At 59.1% G+C, this 20,631-nt stretch carries 17 protein-coding genes; 7 read left to right on the top strand and 10 right to left on the bottom strand.

Annotated features, from left to right (window positions below; genetic code table 11):
- Positions 1–45: 45 nt before the first annotated feature.
- From pstA to NTD86_RS14580, 4 genes are all read right to left on the bottom strand, one after another.
- Positions 46–1,716 carry a phosphate ABC transporter permease PstA gene (gene pstA / locus NTD86_RS14595; protein ID WP_262203221.1) on the bottom strand — a complete coding sequence of 557 codons (1,671 nt, stop codon included), beginning with the start codon at positions 1,714–1,716 and terminating at the stop codon, positions 46–48.
- Between the two features lie 15 nt (positions 1,717–1,731).
- Positions 1,732–4,017, bottom strand: coding sequence for an ABC transporter permease subunit (locus tag NTD86_RS14590; protein ID WP_262203220.1), 2,286 nt, complete (start codon positions 4,015–4,017; stop codon positions 1,732–1,734).
- Between the two features lie 197 nt (positions 4,018–4,214).
- On the bottom strand, positions 4,215–5,201 hold the full coding sequence (locus tag NTD86_RS14585; RefSeq protein ID WP_262203219.1) for a phosphate ABC transporter substrate-binding protein PstS family protein: 987 nt from the start codon (positions 5,199–5,201) through the stop codon (positions 4,215–4,217).
- A 165-nt stretch (positions 5,202–5,366) separates the two neighbouring features.
- A complete protein-coding gene (locus NTD86_RS14580) occupies positions 5,367–6,656 on the bottom strand; it encodes an MFS transporter (protein ID WP_262203218.1) in 1,290 nt (429 codons plus the stop codon).
- Between the two features lie 373 nt (positions 6,657–7,029).
- On the opposite strand from NTD86_RS14580, the gene NTD86_RS14575 reads away from it, so the two are divergent.
- Together NTD86_RS14575 and NTD86_RS14570 are read left to right on the top strand one after the other, a co-directional pair.
- Entirely contained in the window at positions 7,030–7,431 is a 402-nt protein-coding gene (locus tag NTD86_RS14575; protein ID WP_048373769.1) for an acyl-CoA thioesterase, read from the top strand.
- 25 nt (positions 7,432–7,456) lie between these two features.
- Positions 7,457–8,353: a D-hexose-6-phosphate mutarotase gene (locus NTD86_RS14570; protein WP_262203216.1), complete on the top strand. Its 897-nt coding sequence runs from the start codon at positions 7,457–7,459 to the stop codon at positions 8,351–8,353.
- Between the two features lie 79 nt (positions 8,354–8,432).
- Here the strand turns inward: NTD86_RS14570 and NTD86_RS14565 are convergent, their stop codons facing one another.
- The 5 genes from NTD86_RS14565 to NTD86_RS14545 all read right to left on the bottom strand — a co-directional run bounded on the left by NTD86_RS14565 (position 8,433) and on the right by NTD86_RS14545 (position 12,152).
- Complete coding sequence (locus NTD86_RS14565) at positions 8,433–8,969, bottom strand: DUF3299 domain-containing protein (protein ID WP_262203215.1); 537 nt, start codon at positions 8,967–8,969, stop codon at positions 8,433–8,435.
- Positions 8,970–9,049: 80 nt separating this feature from the next.
- Positions 9,050–9,298 (bottom strand): GlsB/YeaQ/YmgE family stress response membrane protein, encoded by a 249-nt coding sequence (locus NTD86_RS14560; RefSeq protein ID WP_262203214.1) that lies wholly within the window; start codon positions 9,296–9,298, stop codon positions 9,050–9,052.
- 105 nt (positions 9,299–9,403) lie between these two features.
- Positions 9,404–10,489 (bottom strand): 5-(carboxyamino)imidazole ribonucleotide synthase, encoded by a 1,086-nt coding sequence (locus NTD86_RS14555; protein WP_262203213.1) that lies wholly within the window; start codon positions 10,487–10,489, stop codon positions 9,404–9,406.
- 11 nt (positions 10,490–10,500) lie between these two features.
- A complete protein-coding gene (gene purE, locus NTD86_RS14550) occupies positions 10,501–10,992 on the bottom strand; it encodes a 5-(carboxyamino)imidazole ribonucleotide mutase (RefSeq protein ID WP_047279087.1) in 492 nt (163 codons plus the stop codon).
- Positions 10,993–11,234: 242 nt separating this feature from the next.
- The gene (locus tag NTD86_RS14545) at positions 11,235–12,152 is read right to left on the bottom strand and encodes a LysR substrate-binding domain-containing protein (RefSeq protein WP_262203212.1); all 918 of its coding nucleotides are present in this window, start codon (positions 12,150–12,152) and stop codon (positions 11,235–11,237) included.
- Positions 12,153–12,332: 180 nt separating this feature from the next.
- Here NTD86_RS14545 and aspA point away from each other — a divergent pair, with 180 nt between their 5' ends.
- The 5 genes from aspA (at position 12,333) to NTD86_RS14520 (ending at position 18,979) form a co-directional block, all read left to right on the top strand.
- Complete coding sequence (gene aspA, locus NTD86_RS14540; RefSeq protein ID WP_262203211.1) at positions 12,333–13,757, top strand: aspartate ammonia-lyase; 1,425 nt, start codon at positions 12,333–12,335, stop codon at positions 13,755–13,757.
- Between the two features lie 499 nt (positions 13,758–14,256).
- On the top strand, positions 14,257–15,681 hold the full coding sequence (locus NTD86_RS14535; RefSeq protein ID WP_262203209.1) for an alanine/glycine:cation symporter family protein: 1,425 nt from the start codon (positions 14,257–14,259) through the stop codon (positions 15,679–15,681).
- A 56-nt stretch (positions 15,682–15,737) separates the two neighbouring features.
- Positions 15,738–16,742 carry an asparaginase gene (locus tag NTD86_RS14530; RefSeq protein ID WP_262203208.1) on the top strand — a complete coding sequence of 335 codons (1,005 nt, stop codon included), beginning with the start codon at positions 15,738–15,740 and terminating at the stop codon, positions 16,740–16,742.
- A 54-nt stretch (positions 16,743–16,796) separates the two neighbouring features.
- The gene (locus NTD86_RS14525) at positions 16,797–17,789 is read left to right on the top strand and encodes an AraC family transcriptional regulator (protein ID WP_262203206.1); all 993 of its coding nucleotides are present in this window, start codon (positions 16,797–16,799) and stop codon (positions 17,787–17,789) included.
- 152 nt (positions 17,790–17,941) lie between these two features.
- On the top strand, positions 17,942–18,979 hold the full coding sequence (locus NTD86_RS14520; protein ID WP_262203204.1) for a histone deacetylase family protein: 1,038 nt from the start codon (positions 17,942–17,944) through the stop codon (positions 18,977–18,979).
- A 79-nt stretch (positions 18,980–19,058) separates the two neighbouring features.
- On the opposite strand, the gene NTD86_RS14515 is transcribed toward NTD86_RS14520, so the two are convergent.
- The gene (locus NTD86_RS14515; RefSeq protein ID WP_262203203.1) at positions 19,059–20,615 is read right to left on the bottom strand and encodes a PLP-dependent aminotransferase family protein; all 1,557 of its coding nucleotides are present in this window, start codon (positions 20,613–20,615) and stop codon (positions 19,059–19,061) included.
- Positions 20,616–20,631: the final 16 nt, after the last annotated feature.

Genomic DNA, 20,631 nt, shown 5'->3' with positions numbered 1-20,631 from the left:
ATCGTTTAAATGATCGCGAGCAAGCCCCGACAGGTTGTGAATCAATCAGCTATCCAGCGCCTTGTACTTCTCACGCAGGTGGTTACGGATCCACACCGCCGACAGGTTGAGGATCGCGATCACCAGTACCAGCAGCAGCGCAGTGGCGTAGACCAGCGGACGGGCAGCTTCAACGTTGGGGCTCTGGAAGCCCACGTCATAGATGTGGAAGCCCAGGTGCATGATCTTCTGGTCAAGGTGCAGGTAAGGATAGTTGCCATCGAGCGGCAGCGAAGGCGCCAACTTGACCACGCCCACCAGCATCAGCGGCGCCACCTCACCCGCGGCGCGGGCCACGGCCAGGATCAGGCCGGTCATCATGGCTGGGCTGGCCATCGGCAAGACGATCTTCCACAGCGTCTCGGCCTTGGTCGCGCCCAACGCCAGCGAACCTTCACGCAGGGTACGCGGGATACGTGCCAGCCCTTCTTCAGTGGCCACAATCACCACCGGTACCGCCAACAGTGCCAGGGTCAACGAGGCCCACAGCAAGCCCGGCGTACCGAACGTCGGCGCCGGCAAGGCTTCGGCGAAGAACAAGCGGTCCACCGAACCGCCCAGCACATACACAAAGAAGCCCAGGCCAAACACGCCGTACACAATGGCCGGTACACCCGCGAGGTTGTTCACTGCGATACGGATGACACGGGTCAGGGTGTTTTGCTTGGCGTATTCACGCAGGTACACCGCCGCAAGTACGCCAAACGGGGTCACGATCACGGCCATGATCAGGGTCATCATCACGGTGCCGAAAATAGCCGGGAAGATTCCGCCTTCGGTGTTGGCTTCACGCGGGTCCTGGCTCAGGAACTCCCAGATGTTGCTGAAGTACATGGCCAGCTTCTGCCAGCTGTTCATGGCGTTGGGCTGATACACCTTGACCACTTTGCCGATGTTGATTTCCAGCTCTTTGCCGTTGGCATCACGGGCCGTGAGGCTGTCGCGGTTGAACTGGGTATGCAAGTCAGCCAAACGCTCCTCGATGGCTTTGTAACGCGCATTCAACTCGGCGCGCCCGGCGTCCATGTCCGCTTGTGCAGCGGCATCCAGCTTGCCCGCCAACTCCAGCTTGCGACCGTGCAAACGAATACGCTCAAGGCCCGCGTTGATGGCGCCAATGTCCTTCTTTTCCAACTGGCTGAGTTGCGCCGCCAGGTCGTTAACTCGTTTAACGCGAGCCTTCAACTCGGGCCAGGCCGCCGCGCCTTCGGCCACCACTTGGCCGTTTTCTTTGACGTTAACCAGGTAGCCGTAGAAGTTACCCCACTCGCGACGCTCAATGGCCATCAGCTCTACAGGCGTGGTCTCACCGTTCAACCACTCACCCACCACCCAGGTAAAGTCATTGCCGTTGAGGTCACGGTTACCCACTTTGATCAGCTCGCGGGTCATGAACTCCGGCCCTTGATCGGGCACCGGTAAGCCAGCGCTTTTGAGGCGCTCACGCGGGACTTCTTCTTTTTGCACCACTTCGCCGATCACCAGGTGATCTGCGCTGCCTGGCACGTTGTATTGCGCGTGGATCAGGTCCGCAGGCCAAAAGTGGCCCAGGCCGCGCACAGCGATCACCGACAACAAACCGATGGTCATGATGACCGCGATGGTCACGGCACCACCGCTGATCCAGACGCCGGGAGCACCGCTCTTGAACCAGCTTTTGAGGGAGTTCTGTTTCACAGACTTCTGCCTTCCTTAAAGCGACGAATATTTCTTGCGCAGACGCTGACGGATCAGCTCGGCGAGGGTGTTCATGATGAAAGTGAACAACAGCAGTACCAATGCCGAGAGGAACAACACGCGGTAATGACTACCGCCCACCTCCGACTCCGGCATTTCCACCGCCACGTTCGCCGCCAAGGTGCGCAAGCCTTCGAACAGGTTCAATTCCATGACCGGGGTGTTGCCCGTGGCCATCAACACAATCATGGTTTCGCCCACCGCACGGCCCATACCGATCATCAGCGCCGAGAAGATGCCCGGGCTGGCGGTCAGGATGACCACACGGGTCATGGTTTGCCACGGCGTGGCACCCAGTGCCAGCGAACCCAGAGTCAGGCCTCGCGGCACGCTGAACACCGCATCTTCGGCAATCGAGTAGATGTTCGGGATGACCGCGAAGCCCATCGCCAACCCCACCACCAAGGCGTTGCGCTGGTCGTAGGTGATACCCAGGTCATGGGAGATCCACAAGCGCATGTCGCCGCCGAAAAGCCAAGCTTCCATGTAGGGGCTGATATACAGCGAAATCCCGCACACCAGCAGCACCACAGGCACCAGAATCACCGTTTCCCAGCCATCCGGTACACGCAGGCGAATGGATTCCGGCAGGCGGCTCCAAGTAAAGCCCGCCAGCAGAATGCCAACCGGCATCAGCACCAACAGGCTGAAAATACCCGGCAGATGACCTTCGACATACGGCGCCAGAAACAGACCGGCGAAGAAGCCCAGAATTACCGTGGGCATGGCTTCCATCAACTCAATCACCGGCTTGACCTTGCGGCGCAGGCTTGGGGCCATGAAATAGGCCGTATAGATCGCCGCCGCTACAGCCAGCGGCGCCGCCAGCAACATCGCGTAGAAGGCCGCCTTCAACGTACCGAAGGTCAATGGCGCGAGGCTCATCTTCGGCTCGAAGTCGGTGTTGGCCGCTGTCGACTGCCACACGTATTTAGGCGCGTCGTAGTTTTCGTACCAGACCTTGCTCCACAGCGCGCTCCAGGACACTTCCGGGTGCGGGTTCTTCAGGAACAGCGGGAACAACTTGCCGCCCTCCTCGACGATGATGCGGTTGGCCCGTGGCGACAGCGCCATGATGCCGGGGCCTTCAGCGACCTTTTCCACCAGCAGGGTGCGGTGCGCCGTGCTGTGGAATACGCCAATCTCACCGGCAGCATCCAGGGCGAGGAAGCCCTTGCGGCGCTGCTCGGCGGTAATTTCAACAATCGGTGACTTGCCCATCTGGAAGCTGCGGATGTGTTTGAAACGCAGTTCACCGTCCGGATCACGCGCCATGAACCACTGGCTCAAACCGCCGCTCGAATCACCGAAAATCAGCGAGATCCCGCCCACCAATTGCGTGCTGGCGGTGATTTCGGTGTTGGCATTTTCAAGCAATTTGTAACGACCGTTCAGGCTCTTGTCGCGCAAGCTGAACACGTCCGCCTGGGCGCGACCGTTGACCACATACAGCCATTGCTGGCGTGGGTCGACATACAGCGCCTTGACCTTCTCGGTCATCTGCGGGAGGTCGATGCGGCTCTCTGACTGGGTAACCTCGCCAGTCATCATGTTCTCTTCGCTGGTCAGCGACATGACGTTCAATTGCGAACCCGTCGAACCGGCCAGAACGAGGGTTGAATCACTGACGTTGAGATTTACGTGCTCCAGCGCGCGACCTTGCGGGTCAAGCGTGATAGGCGTGTTGCCATACGGGTATTCAATTGCCGGGTTGATGGTCTTTTTGCCATCCGGATAGCTGACTTTATAAGTGTGGCGGAACACCAGCACCTGCCCATTCGACAATCCCAACACCACCACCGGGCTGCCCGGCTGATCTTCACCGAGCGAGGTCACATGCGTGTCAGCCGGCAGGGGCAGGTTAATTCGCGACAGTTCACTGCCATCTTTGACGCTGAAAAACAGCACCAGCCCCGTATCGGACACGCGCATGCCAACCTGATTCTGCTCTTCTACCGAGATCATCAATGGCTTGCCGGCGTCCTGCATCCACACCGGGGTTATCGCGGGTTTAGGCGTGAGATCTGCCCCCTGAAACAGCGGGTACACCACATAAGCCAGGAAGAAGAAAATCAGCGTGATGGCGCCGAGCACAGCAAGGCCGCCAATAAAGACATACCAACGGGTCAGATGATCTTTGAGCGCACGGATACGACGCTTGCGTTTGAGTTCAGGCGTATTGAAATCAATGCGCTTGGGATCGGAGGTTGGAGTCATTCGAGAATTGGCCAGATCATTCATGCGCACACCCTAGCGGGCCTGTATGACAAAAAGATGACAAATCAGTGACGCAAAAAACCGCTGACCAGCGGACCTGGCAGCGGAACAAAATGCGGCGAAACCTGTAGTCGCTACCGCAGGCTACGATGAGTCTCTGAAGACTTCAAGGCAACGGCTTGCACCGTACCCCCATCGCGGCCTGCTGCATAGCAGAAGGCTTAATTGCCTTCTTTGAGACCCAGGTCAGCCAAGGCTTTTGCAGCCACTTTAGCGGGCAGTGGGATGTAGCCGTCTTTCACGACCACTTCCTGACCTTGCTTGGACAGCACCAGCTTGATGAACTCGGCTTCCAGCGGGTTCAGCGGCTTGTTAGGCGCCTTGTTCACGTACACGTAAAGGAAACGCGACAGCGGATATTTGCCGTTCAGAGCGTTCTCTTCGGTGTCTTCGATGAAGTCAGTGCTGCCTTTCTTGGCCAGTGCCACGGTCTTCACGCTGGCGGTTTTGTAACCAATGCCTGAGTAACCGATGCCGTTCAGCGAGGAGCTGATGGACTGCACAACCGACGCCGAGCCAGGTTGCTCGTTCACGTTAGGCTTGTAGTCACCTTTGCACAGGGCTTCTTCTTTGAAGTAGCCATACGTGCCGGACACCGAGTTACGGCCAAACAGCTGAACTGGCTTGTTGGCCAGGTCGCCTTTGACGCCCAGGTCGCCCCAGGTTTTCACGTCATCTTTAGCGCCGCACAGACGAGTCGACGAGAAAATCGCGTCCACTTGTTCCATGGTCAGGTGCTGGATGGGGTTGTCCTTGTGCACGAACACCGCCAGGGCATCCACAGCCACCGGCACTGCGGTGGGCTTGTAGCCGTACTTCTGCTCGAAAGCAGCCAGTTCGGTGTCCTTCATTTTGCGGCTCATCGGGCCCAGGTTAGAGGTACCTTCAGTCAGCGCAGGTGGCGCGGTGGCAGAGCCAGCGGCCTGAATCTGGATGTTGACGTTTGGATATTCTTTCTTGTAAGCCTCAGCCCACAATGTCATCAGGTTCGCCAGGGTATCGGAACCAACGCTGGACAGGTTGCCAGACACACCGGTGGTCTTGGTGTAAGCCGCAATACTCGGATCTACACCCGTCGCAACTGCGTTAGCAGCCGCAACACCCGCGGCGACAAAAGTCAGGGCCGCCATCACACGCTTCAGTTTCATGCCTTACTCCTAGCAAACCGGGTTAGATGAATCGGGGGCCAGTATTAGTAGACCCGATGACTACTCTATGAACCGATTGTGACAATTAGATGAAATGCCATCATTGAGCCACAAATGATGGCACCCTGGGAGAATGCTAAAAGGCGTGATGCCTGACAGCGTCGATCAGCGGCCTTTCTTCCACAGATAAGCGCCCACAATCAGCCCCATCAGAGAAATGATGGCGACGTAATAAGCCGGGCCCATCTGGCTTTCTTTGAGCAGCAAAGTCACAGCCATGGGCGTCAAACCGCCGAAAATCGCGTAGGCCAGGTTGTACGAGAACGACAAACCGCTGAAACGTATGACAGGCGGGAAGGCTTTAACCATCACATACGGCACTGCGCCGATAGTGCCTACAAACAAACCACTCAAGGCGTACAGCGGGAACAGCCAATCCGGGTGCTGCAACAGGCTGTGATAGAAGGTCCACGACGTGATCAACAGCGCCGCGCAGCCCACCACAAAAACTTTGCCCGCACCAAAGCGGTCAGCCAGGGCACCCGAAGCGATACAACCCAAACTCAGGAAAACAATGGCCAGGCTGTTGGCTTGCAATGAGGTCGTGGCCGAAAAGCCGTACACGGTTTGCAGCACCGTCGGGGTCATCAGGATGACCACGATAATCCCGGCCGACAGCAACCACGTCAGCAGCATCGAGATCACAATCGCACCACGGTGATCACGCAGGACGGTTTTAAGCGGCACTTCTTCGGCCAACGCCTTGCGCAGTTGCAGCTCGGCGAACACCGGAGTCTCGTGCAGCCAGCGGCGCAGGTACACCGCGAACAAGCCGAACACACCGCCCAACAGGAATGGAATACGCCAGGCGAAGTCCGACACTTCGGCCGGGGTGTAAATCGAGTTGATGGCGGTTGCCACCAGCGAGCCCAGCAGAATACCGGCCGTCAAGCCGCAGGTCAGAGTGCCGCAGGCATAACCCACGTGCCGTGGCGGTACGTGCTCAGACACAAAGACCCATGCGCCCGGCACTTCACCACCAATGGCGGCGCCCTGGATCACACGCATCAGCAGCAACAGGATCGGCGCCAGCATGCCAATCTGCTCATACGTGGGCAGCAAGCCCATGATCAGGGTCGGAACGGCCATCATAAAGATGCTCAGGGTGAACATCTTCTTGCGACCCAGCAGGTCACCGAAGTGCGCCATGACGATGCCGCCCAACGGCCGCGCCAGATAGCCCGCGGCAAAAATCCCGAAAGTCTGCATCAGCCGTAGCCACTCGGGCATGTCTGCCGGGAAAAACAGCTTCCCGACAACCGTGGCAAAGAACACAAAAATGATGAAATCGTAAAACTCCAGCGCCCCGCCTAAAGCGGACAACGACAAGGTTTTGAGGTCATTACGGGATAACGGGCGCGAAGGCGGTGCAGCACTGGCAGGCTCAGGAATCATGAGGTATGGCTTCTCTTATTAGGTTCGGCGAAAGCTGCAACTACGCCGGAAGGGGCTCGCAGGCCTTGAAAGATAACAAATTGTTTGCAAAAGCATAGAGCTAGACGCACAGCGGCTTGAAAAAGCAGAACCGGAAGGTCGTCGGGCGGGCGATGGCCCGATATACTCGTGCCCGAATGAAACATTCGGTAACTACCAGGGTTGCTGTGCGAAAGCGCCCGCTGGGCCCGCTCCAGCCGATTTCGCAGAGTTTCCCTTGGCGCGGCTTATGAAGAACGTGACGAACGTAGTATGTTCGGGCTGAATCGTTTTTCTTTAGACGCTTATTCACCCGCAATACAGATGATGAATCACGGGTCAGAGGCCCTTCGGCATGATAGAGCTCGAACAAGAAGATCCAATTCCGCAAGGCGACCTGGCCTTGCAAATCACCGCTTTGCCACGCGAAACCAATGGTTTCGGCGATATTTTTGGTGGCTGGCTCGTCTCGCAAATGGACCTGGCCGGCACCGCAATGGCCAGCAAGGTGGCCGGTGGCCGCGTAGCCACCGTCGCAATTGATCGCATGGCGTTTCTGGTACCTGTGGCCGTTGGCGCGCAACTGTCGTTCTATACCCAGGCGCTGGAAATCGGCCGTAGCTCGATCCAGATGATGGTTGAAGTCTGGAGCGACGATCCGCTGTCCAGCGAATGGCGCAAAGTCACCGAAGCTGTGTTTGTCTTCGTTGCCATTGATGGCAGCGGCCGCACACGTTCCGTACCGCCACGCCGCTAATCTGCCCCTGTATAGAGAGCCTGCCATGTACCACATTGAGTCTGTCACCCTGGACGAACTGGAGTGCTGGCACTTTCAGCATGGCCAGGCCCAGCTATTGGTCGCCAAACAAGGCGCACAAGTGCTCAGCTACCAGGTTGGCGATGAACCGCCCATTGTCTGGCTCAATGACAAGGCGCAATTCAAACACGGCAAAGGCATCCGCGCCGGCATGCCGGTGTGCTGGCCGTGGTTTGGCAATTTCGCCCGCAACCCCGATAGCATTCAAGCCATGCGTCACAGCGATGAGCCTGCCGGCGCCCATGGCCTGGTGCGCACCCGCGAATGGGAGTTGCTGGAAGTCGATGACGCAGGCGAAGCACTGCACATTGAATTGGGCCTGCCCCACATCGAAGGCGGCCTCCCGGGCTGGCCACACGACGTGGCATTGACCCTGAACATCCGCCTCGACACGCAACTGCATGTCAGCCTCACCAGCCACAATCGCAGCGACATTGCGGTGAGCATCAGCCAGGCGCTGCACAGTTATTTCGCGGTCAGTGATGTGCGCTCAGTTCACGTAGAAGGCGTTGACGGGCTGACCTACATCGAAACCCTTGATGACTGGAAACGCGTGCAGCAGGCCGGCGATTTGACCTTCGGCGCTGAGACCGACCGTATCTACCTCGATGTGCCGCCCGAGTTGAGCATCGTCGATGCGCACTGGAACCGCAGCATTCGGCTGACCAGCCAGGGGTCGCGCTCCGCCGTAATCTGGAACCCGTGGATCGACAAGGCCGCAGCACTGGGCGACATGGCACTGGACGGCTGGCAGCGCATGCTGTGCATCGAAACCGCCAACGTGATGGACGACATCATCACCTTGGCACCCGGTGCGAGCCACACCATGGGCGTGAGCATCAGCAGCCATAAACTGGCCTGAACCGTAGGAGCGAGCTTGCCTCGCGATCTTTTGATCGTTTAAAAGATCGCGAAGCAAGCTCGCGCCTACACCTCAGCTTTTACAAATCCGACTCAACCACCACACGCACCTTGCTGGCATCCAGCGCATACGCCGCATCCGCCAAGTCGTTGCTGACCTTCTCGACCTTCAGCGTGCCCATCACCCACAGCGGCGTGTAGATGTCGTCCAGCTTCAAGCCTTTTGAATAACGCACCAGCACCAATTGATTGGGCGGTGGCGGTGGTACGTGGATGCAAGCGCCCGGGTAAGGCACCAGGAAAAACAGCGTGCTGCGTCCCTTGGCGTCCGTTTCCAACGGCACGGGATAACCGCCCAGGCGGATGTTCTTGCCGTTCATACTGGCGACGGTTTTGGTGGAATACATCACGGCCGGCAGGCCTTTGCTTTGTTTCAAGCCACCCTTCTCGGTAAACGTCCCCTGCGCTTCAGGCGAGTTATGATCGATTTCGGGCATGGCTTCGAGGGCTTTTTGGTCCGACTTGGGCATCAATTCGAGCCAGTCGGTTTCGGGCAGTTCTGCCGCGTGTACCAGGCCGCAGCCCAGCAAAAGAAAGGTCAGTAGAAGGCGGCGCATGAAGAACTCATTCAAAGAGAAGTGAATACGTCGCGCATTCTAGCCCTCTCTGCGGTCGGCGCAGAGAGGGCCGCACACGATCAGCTCTTTTTCTTGAGCATGCCGAAAATCACCAGCAGGACTACCGCGCCAACCACCGCACCGATAAAGCCTGCGCCTTCGCCCGCCTTGTAGATGCCCAGCGCCTGGCCGCCGTAGGTCGCGACCACAGAGCCCGCGATACCCAGAATGATGGTCATGATCCAGCCCATGCTGTCGTCGCCCGGTTTCAGGAAACGAGCCAGCAGGCCAACGATCAAGCCGATAAAAATGGTTCCGATGATGCCCATGCACGCGTCCTCTCATTAGATGGCGTTAACCAAAGCCTAGTCAGCACTTTGGTATCACGCCATCTGAGAGCAACGACAACCGAATGGTTCCCGTCGACACCCGACTTATGCTTCGTCGATCAACGCCTCAACGCGTAGGATCTGCGCTTGCAGCGTAGCCATATCGGCACAGCGCAGGTTGGCATGGCCCACCTTGCGGCCAGCCTTGAAGGCCTTGCCGTAGTGATGCAGATGGCAGTCGGCAATCGCGATGACCTTCTCAACCGGCGGCACGCGACCGATGAAGTTGAGCATGGCGCTTTCGCCTAGCTTGGCCGTCGAACCCAGCGGCAGGCCAGCGATGGCACGCAAGTGGTTTTCGAACTGGCTGCATTCAGCACCTTCGGTGGTCCAGTGACCAGAGTTGTGCACACGCGGGGCAATTTCGTTGGCCTTGAGGCCGCCGTCGACTTCAAAGAACTCGAAAGCCATCACGCCCACGTAATCCAGATGCTTGAGCACACGGCTGGAGTAATCTTCAGCCAGGGCTTGCAACGGATGATCGGTGCTGGCTACCGACAGCTTGAGAATGCCGCTGTCATGGGTGTTGTGCACCAACGGGTAAAACTGCGTTTCGCCATCACGGCCGCGTACGGCGATCAGCGACACTTCGCCGGTGAACGGCACAAAGCCTTCGAGCAGGCAGGCCACGCTGCCCAGTTCGGCAAACGTACCCTCAACATCAGCCGGCGTGCGCAGTACTTTCTGGCCCTTGCCGTCATAACCCAAGGTGCGGGTTTTGAGAACGGCTGGCAAACCGATACTGGCTACCGCGGCGTCCAGGTCCGCCTGGGACTGAATGTCAGCGAACGCAGGCGTCGGAATGCCCAGGTCCTTGAACATGCTCTTCTCGAACCAGCGATCACGGGCAATGCGCAACGCATCGGCACTTGGGTAAACCGGTACGAATTGCGACAGAAAAGCCACGGTTTCAGCCGGGACACTTTCAAACTCAAACGTCACCAGATCCACTTCGTCGGCCAACTGGCGCAAGTGATCCTGATCACCGTAGTCGGCACGGATGTGCTCACCCAATGCGGCAGCGCACGCATCAGGGGCTGGGTCCAGGAAAGCGAAGTTCATGCCCAGCGGGGTGCCCGCCAGAGCCAGCATGCGACCGAGCTGGCCGCCACCGATTACACCGATTTTCATCGTCAAAAACCTCAGGCCAGGCGCGGGTCTGGATTGTCCAGCACGCTGTCAGTCTGCTCTGCGCGGAATGCTTTGAGTACGGTATGGAACTGCGGGTGCTTGGCGCCCAGAATACTCGCCGACAACAGCGCGGCGTTGATTGCCCCCGCTTTGCCGATTGCCAAGGTGGCCACCGGAATGCCGGCCGGCATTTGCACGATCGACAGCAGTGAGTCGACGCCCGACAGCATCGACGACTGCACAGGCACACCGAGCACAGGCAAATGGGTTTTAGCTGCACACATGCCTGGCAAGTGGGCTGCGCCACCGGCTCCGGCAATAATGACCTCGATTCCGCGGCCTTCGGCCTCTTCGGCATACTGGAACAGCAAGTCCGGAGTCCGGTGGGCAGAGACCACTTTGACTTCGTAAGGAATGCCGAGTTTTTCCAGCATATCGGCGGTGTGGCTGAGGGTGGACCAATCGGACTTGGAGCCCATGATCACGCCTACCAGTGCACTCATCGTCGCGCCTCTTCTCTTGGGCGCCCGCAGGCGCGTCAAAAAACAACAAGCCACGTGGAGGATCCGACGTGGCTTGTTATAGAAATTCAGGCCGGTCATGCCAGCCGAAGGCCGCGCAGTATACCCAAAATGGCCAACAAAACGCACATTCCCCGACCATCTGCCTTTTACTGCAAAAAGTGCCTCAAGGCCCGGTTTTACTGACTTTCAGGTCAAACCCGGAGAAATACCTCGCGCAGCATTCAAGCAGGCCCGGAAGTCGGCGCGAGCGGGTTCTCCAGCTTGCGCCACAGCAATCGCACGTTGGCCTTGCGCACCAACGCACAGCGATACAGACGAATTTCCAGCGGCACATGCCACTGCGGCCCGCCGCACACCACCAACTCGCCACGTGCCAACTCGGCCCGCACACTCAATTGCGGCACCCAGGCAATCCCCAGCCCTTCAAGCGCCATGCTCTTGAGGCTGTCCGCCATCGCGGTTTCATACACCGTGGTAAAGCGCAGGGCGCGCTGACGCAACAGCAAATTCACCGAACGCCCCAAAAACGCACCGGCGCTGTAAGCCAGCAATGGCACGCTGCCTTCGCCTTCCAGATCAAACAGCGGTTTGCCGTCCGCATCGGCCGCGCACACGGGGAGCATTTCGGTGTTGCCCAAGTGCAGCGACGGAAAAATTTCCGGGTCCATCTGCAAGGCCGCGTCCGGATCGTAAAAAGCCAGCATCAAATCGCACCCACCTTCGCGTAACGCATGCACCGCGTCTCCGACGTTAGTCGCAACCAGCCGCGTGGCGATGTTGAGCCCTTCGTTGCGCAACTGGGCTATCCAACGCGGGAAAAATCCCAGTGCCAGAGAGTGCGCAGCAGCCACTTGCATGACCTCGCCCTGCCCGCCTTCGAGGTGATGCAGGTGGCGCAAGACCTCGCCCAGTTGCTCCACCACAGTGCGCGCCGTGACCAAAAACAGTTGGCCGGCCGCAGTCAATTCCACCGGGGTGCGGGAACGATTCACCAAGGTCAACCCCAAGGCCGCTTCAAGGCTGCGAATACGCCGACTGAAGGCAGGCTGAGTCACAAAGCGGCGCTCGGCCGCCTGAGAAAAACTGCGAGTGGCGGCCAAGGCACTGAAGTCCTCCAGCCATTTACTTTCGAGATTCATCGAGTCCTCCCGGACGCGCACCAAATTGGGTCACACGTTCGACGCGGCGGTCGCGTCACGTCGCCATTATGCCGTTTCTGCATAGGATAGTGTTTAAAGGCATTGGCCCAAAATAGTCCGCAAGCCTAGGATTCGCAGCGTTCCGGCCCAGACCGGGTCCATATCGAGATGATTTCTATCATGTCCTCCGCTGCATCTTTCCGCACAGAAAACGACCTGCTTGGCTCCCTCGAAGTACCGGCGCAAGCGTACTACGGCATCCAGACCCTGCGAGCGGTGAACAACTTCCGCCTCTCCGGCGTCCCGATTTCGCACTACCCAAAACTGGTTGTCGGTCTGGCAATGGTCAAACAGGCCGCTGCAGACGCCAACCGTGAACTGGGCCATCTGAGCGCTGCCAAGCACGCTGCCATCAGCGAAGCCTGTGCACGATTGATCCGCGGTGATTTCCACGAAGAATTCGTGGTCGACATGATTCAAGGTGGTGCCGGTACCTCCACCAACATGAACGCCAACGAAGTGATCGCCAACATTGCCCTCGAAGCAATGGGTCACCAAAAAGGCGAGTACCAGTACCTGCACCCGAACGACGACGTCAACATGGCCCAGTCGACCAACGACGCTTACCCGACTGCGATCCGTCTGGGTCTGCTGCTAGGTCACGACGCGCTGCTGGCCAGCCTCGACAGCCTGATTCAAGCCTTCGCGGCCAAGGGTGAAGAGTTCAACCACGTCCTGAAGATGGGTCGTACCCAACTGCAAGACGCCGTACCAATGACCCTGGGTCAAGAATTCCGTGCGTTCGCCACCACCATGGGCGAAGACCTGGCCCGTCTGAAGACGCTGGCCCCGGAACTGCTGACAGAAGTGAACCTGGGCGGCACCGCGATCGGTACCGGCATCAACGCTGACCCGCGCTATCAAGCACTGGCTGTACAACGCCTGGCGCTGATCAGTGGTCAGCCGGTGGTCCCGGCCGCCGACCTGATCGAAGCCACCTCCGACATGGGCGCCTTCGTACTGTTCTCCGGCATGCTCAAGCGCACCGCGGTCAAGCTGTCGAAGATCTGTAACGACCTGCGTCTGCTGTCCAGCGGCCCACGCACCGGCATCAACGAAATCAACCTGCCAGCGCGTCAGCCAGGCAGCTCGATCATGCCAGGCAAGGTCAACCCGGTTATTCCGGAAGCCGTTAACCAGGTAGCGTTCCAGGTCATCGGTAACGACTTGGCGCTGACCATGGCAGCCGAAGGCGGCCAACTGCAACTGAACGTGATGGAGCCTCTGATCGCCTTCAAGGTGCTCGACTCGATCCGTCTGCTGCAACGCGCCATGGACATGCTGCGCGAGCACTGCATTGTCGGCATCACCGCCAACGAAGCACGCTGCCGTGAACTGGTCGAACACTCGATCGGCCTGGTGACCGCACTGAACCCGTACATCGGCTACAAAAACGCCACCCGTATCGCCCGTATCGCCCTCGAAAGCGGCCGCGGCGTACTGGAACTGGTGCGCGAAGAAGGCTTGCTCGACGACGCTATGCTCGACGACATCCTGCGCCCGGAAAACATGATTGCCCCGCGTTTGGTGCCTTTGAAGGACTAACGCCGTAACACCCGTTCTAAGTGCTAAATCCCTGCATAACCGAAGCGCAGGCACTTAGCTTTAAAACGCTGAAGCTCACCAGGTCGAGGGACTAGACACCTCTCACCTTTTGAGGGCTTGCAGTTAAGTCTGCAGGCCCTTTTTTTTGCCTGCAATTTGAGCCTTCCCCATGCGGTAAGCGCTGCCGAAGGCTGCGATCTTTTGATAACACTGACAGTCTGTTTCGGCCACAAACGAGGGCTTTTCAGACGAGACACACATGAAAAATCAGCCACTTATAGAGACGCTTCCTACAGTCCTAGGTATAGTGCCGCCCCTCTTCCCGTGCGTGGGCCTTACAACAGCGGCCATCGGCAGTGCGGAAACAGCATCGTAAACCAAGCAGCAACACGGCCAGGATCCCCTCGATTACCTCGCTTTATGCCCTGACTTGACGGGCGTAATGGGTAACCCTGATCCGGCCGTTTTGCCATCAGATAAAAACAGCGAGGAATAATCCATGCTAGAAGTCATCAATGACTTCCTCTCAGGGAAAGTACTAATCGTGCTCATGGTTGGGCTCGGTGGCTACTTCACGATCCGCTCGCGTTTCGTTCAGCTCCGTTACTTCCTGCACATGTTTGCAGTATTCAAAGACAGTCTGCGCAGCAGCGCCGGCCAACTCAGCTCGTTCCAGGCATTGATGCTGAGCCTGGCAGGCCGTGTAGGCGCGGGCAATATTGCCGGTGTCGGTATTGCCGTGACCCTGGGTGGCCCCGGTGCCGTGTTCTGGATGTGGGTGACCGCACTGGTCGGCATGTCCAGCAGCCTGATTGAATGCTCGCTGGGCCAGCTGTACAAGCGCCGCGACGCCGAAGGCCAACTGCGTGGCGGTCCTTCTTTCTATATGAAGTACGGCCTGGGTAAAGTCTGGATGGGCCAATTGATGGCTGTCCTGTTGCTGATCACCTTCGGTTTTGCCTTCATGGGCCTGCAAGCGCACGCTGTCACCCATTCCCTGGAAAACGCCTTCGGTCTGGACGTCAACTACACCGGCGTAGCGATTGCCGTGCTGCTGGGCCTGGTGTTTATCGGTGGCATCAAGCGTATCGCGTCGGTTGCCGACCTGCTGGTTCCGGTCAAAACCCTGGCCTACATCGCCGTCACCGTATACGTGATCGTGCTGCAATTCGATCAAGTACCCGCCATGCTCGGCCACATCGTGAAAAGCGCCTTCGGCATGGACCCAGTGTTTGGCGGCATGATCGGCAGCGCCATTGTGATGGGCGTCAAACGTGGCGTTTTCGCCAACGAAGCCGGCTTGGGCAGTGCCCCGAACGTGGCCGCCGTGGCGGACGTGGAACACCCGATCGCCCAAGGCGTGGTTCAGGCATTCAGCGTCTTCCTCGACACCTTCGTGATCTGCACCTGCACCGCGCTGTTGATTTTGCTGTCCGGCTTCTACACCCCAGGCTTTGAAGGCGACGGTATTGCCCTGACGCAAAACTCGCTGGCCGCAGTAGTGGGCGAATGGGGTCGTATATTCATCAGCGTGGCACTGGCGTTGTTCGTGTTCACCTCGATGCTCTACAACTACTACCTGGGCGAAAACAACCTGCGCTTTCTGGTCGGTGAAAACCGCAAGGCACTGATGGGCTATCGCGCTCTGGTGCTGGCACTGATTGTTTGGGGCTCGATTGAAAACCTGCAAACGGTCTTCGCCTTCGCGGACATCACCATGACCCTGCTGGCCTTCGTGAACTTGATCGCCCTGGCGATGCTGTTCAAGATTTGCATGCGTGTGCTCAAGGATTACGATGACCAACGCAGCGCGGGCATCAAAGTTCCTGTATTCGACTCCAGTAAATTTCCGGATTTGAACCTGGACTTGAAGGCTTGGCCACCGCTGCCACCGGCCGCCAAGACCGAAGACACAAAACGCTAATATCAACGCGGCGGTTCTGACAGAACCGCCGCGTTTTTGCTTATGGGGACTCTTGAATGACTGCAGCCACTCATCACCTTGCCCAGCGCGTCATGGTGCTCTACACCGGCGGGACCATCGGCATGCAAGCCAGCGCCAGCGGCCTGGCGCCCGCCTCCGGCTTTGAAACCCGCATGCGCGACTTTCTGGCCAGCCAACCGCACGTGCACGTGCCGCAGTGGCGCTTTCGTGAAATGAGCCCGCTGATCGACAGCGCCAACATGACCCCGGCCTACTGGCTGCGCCTGCGCACTGCAATCATTGAAGCCATCGAACAGGATGGCTGCGACTCGGTATTGGTCCTGCATGGCACAGATACGCTGGCCTACAGCGCGGCGGCGATGTGCTTTCAACTGCTGGGTTTACAGGCACCCGTGCTGTTTACCGGCTCCATGCTGCCTGCGGGCGTACCCGACAGCGACGCCTGGCCAAACGTCAGCGGCGCCCTGAGCGCACTGGCCCAAGGCCAACCTTACGGCGTGCAGTTGTACTTCCACGGCGAACTGCTGGACCCGACCCGCTGCGCCAAAGTGCGCAGCTTTGGCCGCCACCCGTTTGTGGCCCTCACGCGTAACGGCGGGGGCGCCAAGGCTGCGTCCTTGCCGCCTACATTGAGGTATCAACAACCCAAACAAGAAGCCCGTGTCGGTGTCCTGCCGCTGGTGCCCGGGATCAACGCCGCACAGCTCGATGCCCTGCTCAACAGCGGGATCCAGGCGTTGGTGCTGGAATGTTTCGGCAGCGGCACTGGGCCCAGTTACAACCCGGCCTTCCTCGCGAGCCTGCAGCACGCCTATGACAACGGCATTGTGGTGGTCGCAATTACCCAATGCCATGAAGGCGGTGTGGAACTGGACGTGTACGAAGCAGGCAGCCGTTTGCGCGAGGTGGGCGTGCTGTCAGGTGGCGGCATGACCCGCGAAGCCGCGTTCGGCAAGCTGCATGCACTGTTGGGCGCGAGCCTGCCGGTGGCTGACGTACGTCGCTTGGTTGAACTCGACCTGTGTGGCGAACTGGCATAACGCGCCCGGCACAGTACTTGCTCGCTTCCTGTGTCCCCCACGCAGGAAGCGAACATGCTGCACTCACATCTCACCACCCTGAATGCGGTGTCGCTGGTGCTCAGCACCTTCGAGGCCGAAGGCTTGCCCAGCGAGGCCTTGTTAGCCGGCAGCGGCATACGGGCCGCGGACTTGAGCCGCGCCGATCTGCGCATCACCACCAGTCAGGAGATACGTGTCTGCGCCAACGCGGTGGCTCTGCGGCGCGAAATTGGCCTGGAATTGGGACGGCGTATGCATGTGTCGTCCTACGGCATGCTGGGTTACGCCCTACTCACCAGTGCCACCTTAGGTGACGCTCTACGCCTCGCCCTACGCTACCCGGCACTGCTGGGAACACTCTTTGAGCTAAGCCTCAAGAGTGAAGGCGATCAGGTCTGGTTCTGTGCCGACAACTACCACGAAGACCCGCACCTGGCGGTGTTCAACGCGCAGCTGTGCCTGGTGTCCCTCAAGGTTATTTGCGAAGACTTGATCAGCCTGCCACTGCCTTTGCTCGCCGCGCGATTTGCCCACAGCAAGCCGGATTATCACACCCGCTACCAGCACACCTTCAATTGCCCGCGCCAGTTTGATGCGCCGGACAACGCATTCGCCTTCGCCAAGCACTGGCTGGACTACCCGCTGCCGCTGGCCAACACCATCACCCATCAGGCCATGGCGGAGCGTTGCCGCAAACAGAACCAGGAGTTCACCGGTCGGCAAACCTGGTTGTCACGGATTCGCCAACTGCTCGCCGCCCAACTCAATGCCGCGCCGGGGCTGGAAGGGCTGGCCGAACAAATGAACTGTTCGCCGCGTACTTTACGCCGCCACCTGCATGACGCGGGCTGCAGCTATCAGGAGTTGCTCGACGAACTGCGCTTTGAGCGCGCCAAGCTGTTACTCCACGAGACCGAGTGGCCGATCTACCGCATTGCCGACACCTTGGGCTTCAGTGAAACGGCGAGCTTTCGCCATGCCTTCGTGAGGTGGAGCGGCGTGTCGCCCAGCCAGTTTCGGGCATGAGCCAACAGGGAGCAGCGCGCCCTGAAAAGGGGCGAATTGCGGACAGCTATTTCGGCCACATTGATCTCCTTTTGGCCGCTCCTGTCGTTCTCTGAAACCGCCCGCGCCGCAAAACTGTAGGTCACCGATCTAGCCTACGGAGAACAAGAAAAATGCTGACTATCTATTCAGACGACCACCATCTGCACCATGGCCGCTGCGAGTTGATAGACGGGCAATTGCTGCCTTGTTTCGAAATGCCGTCGCGCGCAGACCATATTCTGCAGCGGGTCAAAAACCGTGAGCTGGGCCCGGTGCAAGCCCCCCACGACTTTGGCCGCGAGCCAATCCAGCGAATCCACAGCGAGGCCTACCTGGAGTTTTTCCAGGGTGCCTGGGACCGCTGGCTCGAACATGGCAAAGACGGCGACCTGCTCCCGTACACATGGCCAGCGCGCACCCTGCGCGCCGTTGTCCCTACCAGCCTGCATGGCCAACTGGGCTATTACAGCTTTGACGGCGGCGCACCGATTACCGCGGGCACCTGGCGGGCGGCCTACAGCGCAGCGCAAGTGGCATTGACGGCGCAAGCGGCCATTCAGAACGGCGCCCACAGCGCCTTTGCCCTGTGCCGCCCGCCAGGCCATCACGCGGCTAGCGACTTGATGGGGGGTTATTGCTACCTCAACAACGCCGCCATTGCTGCCCAGGCCTTTCTCGACCAAGGCCGCAGCAAAGTCGCGATCCTCGACGTGGACTACCACCACGGCAACGGCACCCAATCGATCTTTTATGAACGCGATGACGTGCTGTTCACCTCGATTCACGGGCACCCTGAAGCCGAATTCCCGTTCTTTCTGGGTTATGCCGATGAACTGGGCGAAGGTGCGGGCGAAGGCTTCAACTTCAATTACCCGCTGGCCGCTGGCTCAGGCTGGGATCGCTGGAGCACTGCACTGGAACAAGCCTGCAGCGAGATTGAGCACTATCAAACCGATGTGGTGGTGGTATCGCTGGGCGTGGACACTTTCAAGAGCGACCCGATTTCCCAGTTCAAACTCGACAGCCCGGACTACCTGCTCATGGGCGAGCGCATTGCCCGTCTGGGCAAACCGACCTTGTTCGTGATGGAAGGCGGTTACGCGGTCGAAGAAATCGGCATAAACGCGGTCAACGTGCTGGAGGGGTTTTTGAAGGTATCTAAAGGCTAAAACAGCCTGTAGTCGCTGCCGAGACGCGAGGCTGCGGTGGTCCTGCGGGCCCCGTTGCAACCTCGTACCTCGTCAGCAGCTACAGGGTTTTCTTCCACGCCGTCTTCAGCCGCCCCAACGCCGCTTTGATATCCGCCTCCGGTACCGCTGCAAACCCCAGCACCAGCCCCGCTCGTTTATCCACAGGCTCCACCGAATCGTCCAGCCAATAACGGCTCAAACCATTGATCTCAACCCCCACCTGTTCAGCCTGCGCCAGCAAGGTTTGCTCACGCTCAAAACTTGAAACCTGCACGCTCATGTGCAAACCCGCCGCCACACTGGGGGCAGCGCCCAGCCCGGGGATATCGGTGGGCCAATCCGCCAGCAAGGCATTGCGCCGCGCCAGTGCAGCCCGGCGCATGCGGCGAATATGGCGCTGGAAATGTCCCGCCGCCATGAACTCGGCCATCACCAGTTGCGTGCTGACCTCCGAATGGCGCATGTCCAGCGCTCGGCGCTGAGCAAAGGGTTCTATCAGCGCTTGCGGCAACACCACGTACCCCAGGCGTAATGCCGGGAACGCCACCTTGCCGAACGTGCCCACGTAGATCACCCGCCCCTGACGATCCAACGCCGCCAGCGGGGCCAGGGGCGCGCCGCTGTAGCGGTACTCGCCGTCGTAGTCATCTTCAATGATCCAGCCCTGCGTACGCTCGGCCCACGCAAGCAACGCCAAACGCCGGGCCAAGCTCATGGTGACGCCGGTAGGGTACTGATGCGAAGGGGTGACATAGGCCAGCGTGCAATCGTCCAGATCCGCCAGCGCCGTACAGTCCATGCCTTCCTGATCAACAGCCACACCGTGCACTTTGGCCCCCGCAATCGCAAAAGCGTGGGCTGCAGCGCGGTACCCGGGGTTTTCCACAGCCACCCCCCGCCCCGGCTCCACCAGCAACTGTGCACAAAGGCTAATTCCTTGCTGGGCGCCACTGGTGATCAAAATTTGCTCAGACGTGCAGGATAAACCCCTCGAGGTGCGCAAATAGACCGCAATCAACTCTCGCAGCCGCTCTTCACCGGCTGGATCGCCGTAACACAAATACTGCAAATCCGGCTTGCGCCAAAAAGCCGCCTGGAGCTTGCTCCAGACCTCGAACGGGAACAAATCATAGGCCGGCACGCCCACCCTGAAAGCCCGTGGCGCTCCCTTCGCTGGCATTGGCAACGGGTGCTGGATAACCCTTCCCAAGGCCGCGTTGTGGATAACTTTACTGGATGTAATCACAGGTAAATCAGGTGATTTTGTGGATAACCCTGTGGGTAAGCTTGTTGAAAAGCCTGTGGATAACCTGGTGGACAACTTTTTCAGCGGCAAGACTTTTTCGGGTAATTGAGCGACATAAGTGCCATCACCCACTCGCCCTTCGATAAATCCTTCGGCATAGAGTTGATCGTAGGCCCGCACCACGCTGTTGCGCGACACCCCGAGCGCTGTCGCCAGATCGCGACTGGCCGGCAGCCGCGAGCCGCTGGCGAGCCGCCCATCCAGTACCCGCTGGCGCAATGCCTGATACAGCTGGGCGCTCAAGCCCTTCTTGGGATCTAGCTCGATCCCGGTCGCATTGAAAGCGATGGATAACCCTGCATCAGACATGGATTGGACCTATAAA

It is taken from the genome of Pseudomonas sp. 7P_10.2_Bac1 (genome assembly GCF_025465935.1).
GTDB lineage: Bacteria > Pseudomonadota > Gammaproteobacteria > Pseudomonadales > Pseudomonadaceae > Aquipseudomonas.
The sequence above is the reverse complement of the archived record's forward strand: the minus strand, read 5'-3'. Positions and strand labels throughout refer to the sequence as shown.

Excerpts from the sequence above, each read along its gene's own strand:
- NTD86_RS14590 (WP_262203220.1), bottom strand. The coding sequence starts at position 4,017 with ATGAATGATCTGGCCAATTCTCGAATGACTCCAACCTCCGATCCCAAG.
- NTD86_RS14585 (WP_262203219.1), bottom strand. The coding sequence starts at position 5,201 with ATGAAACTGAAGCGTGTGATGGCGGCCCTGACTTTTGTCGCCGCGGGT.
- NTD86_RS14580 (WP_262203218.1), bottom strand. The coding sequence starts at position 6,656 with ATGATTCCTGAGCCTGCCAGTGCTGCACCGCCTTCGCGCCCGTTATCC.
- NTD86_RS14575 (WP_048373769.1), top strand. The coding sequence starts at position 7,030 with ATGATAGAGCTCGAACAAGAAGATCCAATTCCGCAAGGCGACCTGGCC.
- NTD86_RS14570 (WP_262203216.1), top strand. The coding sequence starts at position 7,457 with ATGTACCACATTGAGTCTGTCACCCTGGACGAACTGGAGTGCTGGCAC.
- NTD86_RS14565 (WP_262203215.1), bottom strand. The coding sequence starts at position 8,969 with ATGCGCCGCCTTCTACTGACCTTTCTTTTGCTGGGCTGCGGCCTGGTA.
- NTD86_RS14560 (WP_262203214.1), bottom strand. The coding sequence starts at position 9,298 with ATGGGCATCATCGGAACCATTTTTATCGGCTTGATCGTTGGCCTGCTG.
- NTD86_RS14555 (WP_262203213.1), bottom strand. The coding sequence starts at position 10,489 with ATGAAAATCGGTGTAATCGGTGGCGGCCAGCTCGGTCGCATGCTGGCT.
- purE (WP_047279087.1), bottom strand. The coding sequence starts at position 10,992 with ATGAGTGCACTGGTAGGCGTGATCATGGGCTCCAAGTCCGATTGGTCC.
- NTD86_RS14545 (WP_262203212.1), bottom strand. The coding sequence starts at position 12,152 with ATGAATCTCGAAAGTAAATGGCTGGAGGACTTCAGTGCCTTGGCCGCC.
- aspA (WP_262203211.1), top strand. The coding sequence starts at position 12,333 with ATGTCCTCCGCTGCATCTTTCCGCACAGAAAACGACCTGCTTGGCTCC.
- NTD86_RS14535 (WP_262203209.1), top strand. The coding sequence starts at position 14,257 with ATGCTAGAAGTCATCAATGACTTCCTCTCAGGGAAAGTACTAATCGTG.
- NTD86_RS14530 (WP_262203208.1), top strand. The coding sequence starts at position 15,738 with ATGACTGCAGCCACTCATCACCTTGCCCAGCGCGTCATGGTGCTCTAC.
- NTD86_RS14525 (WP_262203206.1), top strand. The coding sequence starts at position 16,797 with ATGCTGCACTCACATCTCACCACCCTGAATGCGGTGTCGCTGGTGCTC.
- NTD86_RS14520 (WP_262203204.1), top strand. The coding sequence starts at position 17,942 with ATGCTGACTATCTATTCAGACGACCACCATCTGCACCATGGCCGCTGC.
- NTD86_RS14515 (WP_262203203.1), bottom strand. The coding sequence starts at position 20,615 with ATGTCTGATGCAGGGTTATCCATCGCTTTCAATGCGACCGGGATCGAG.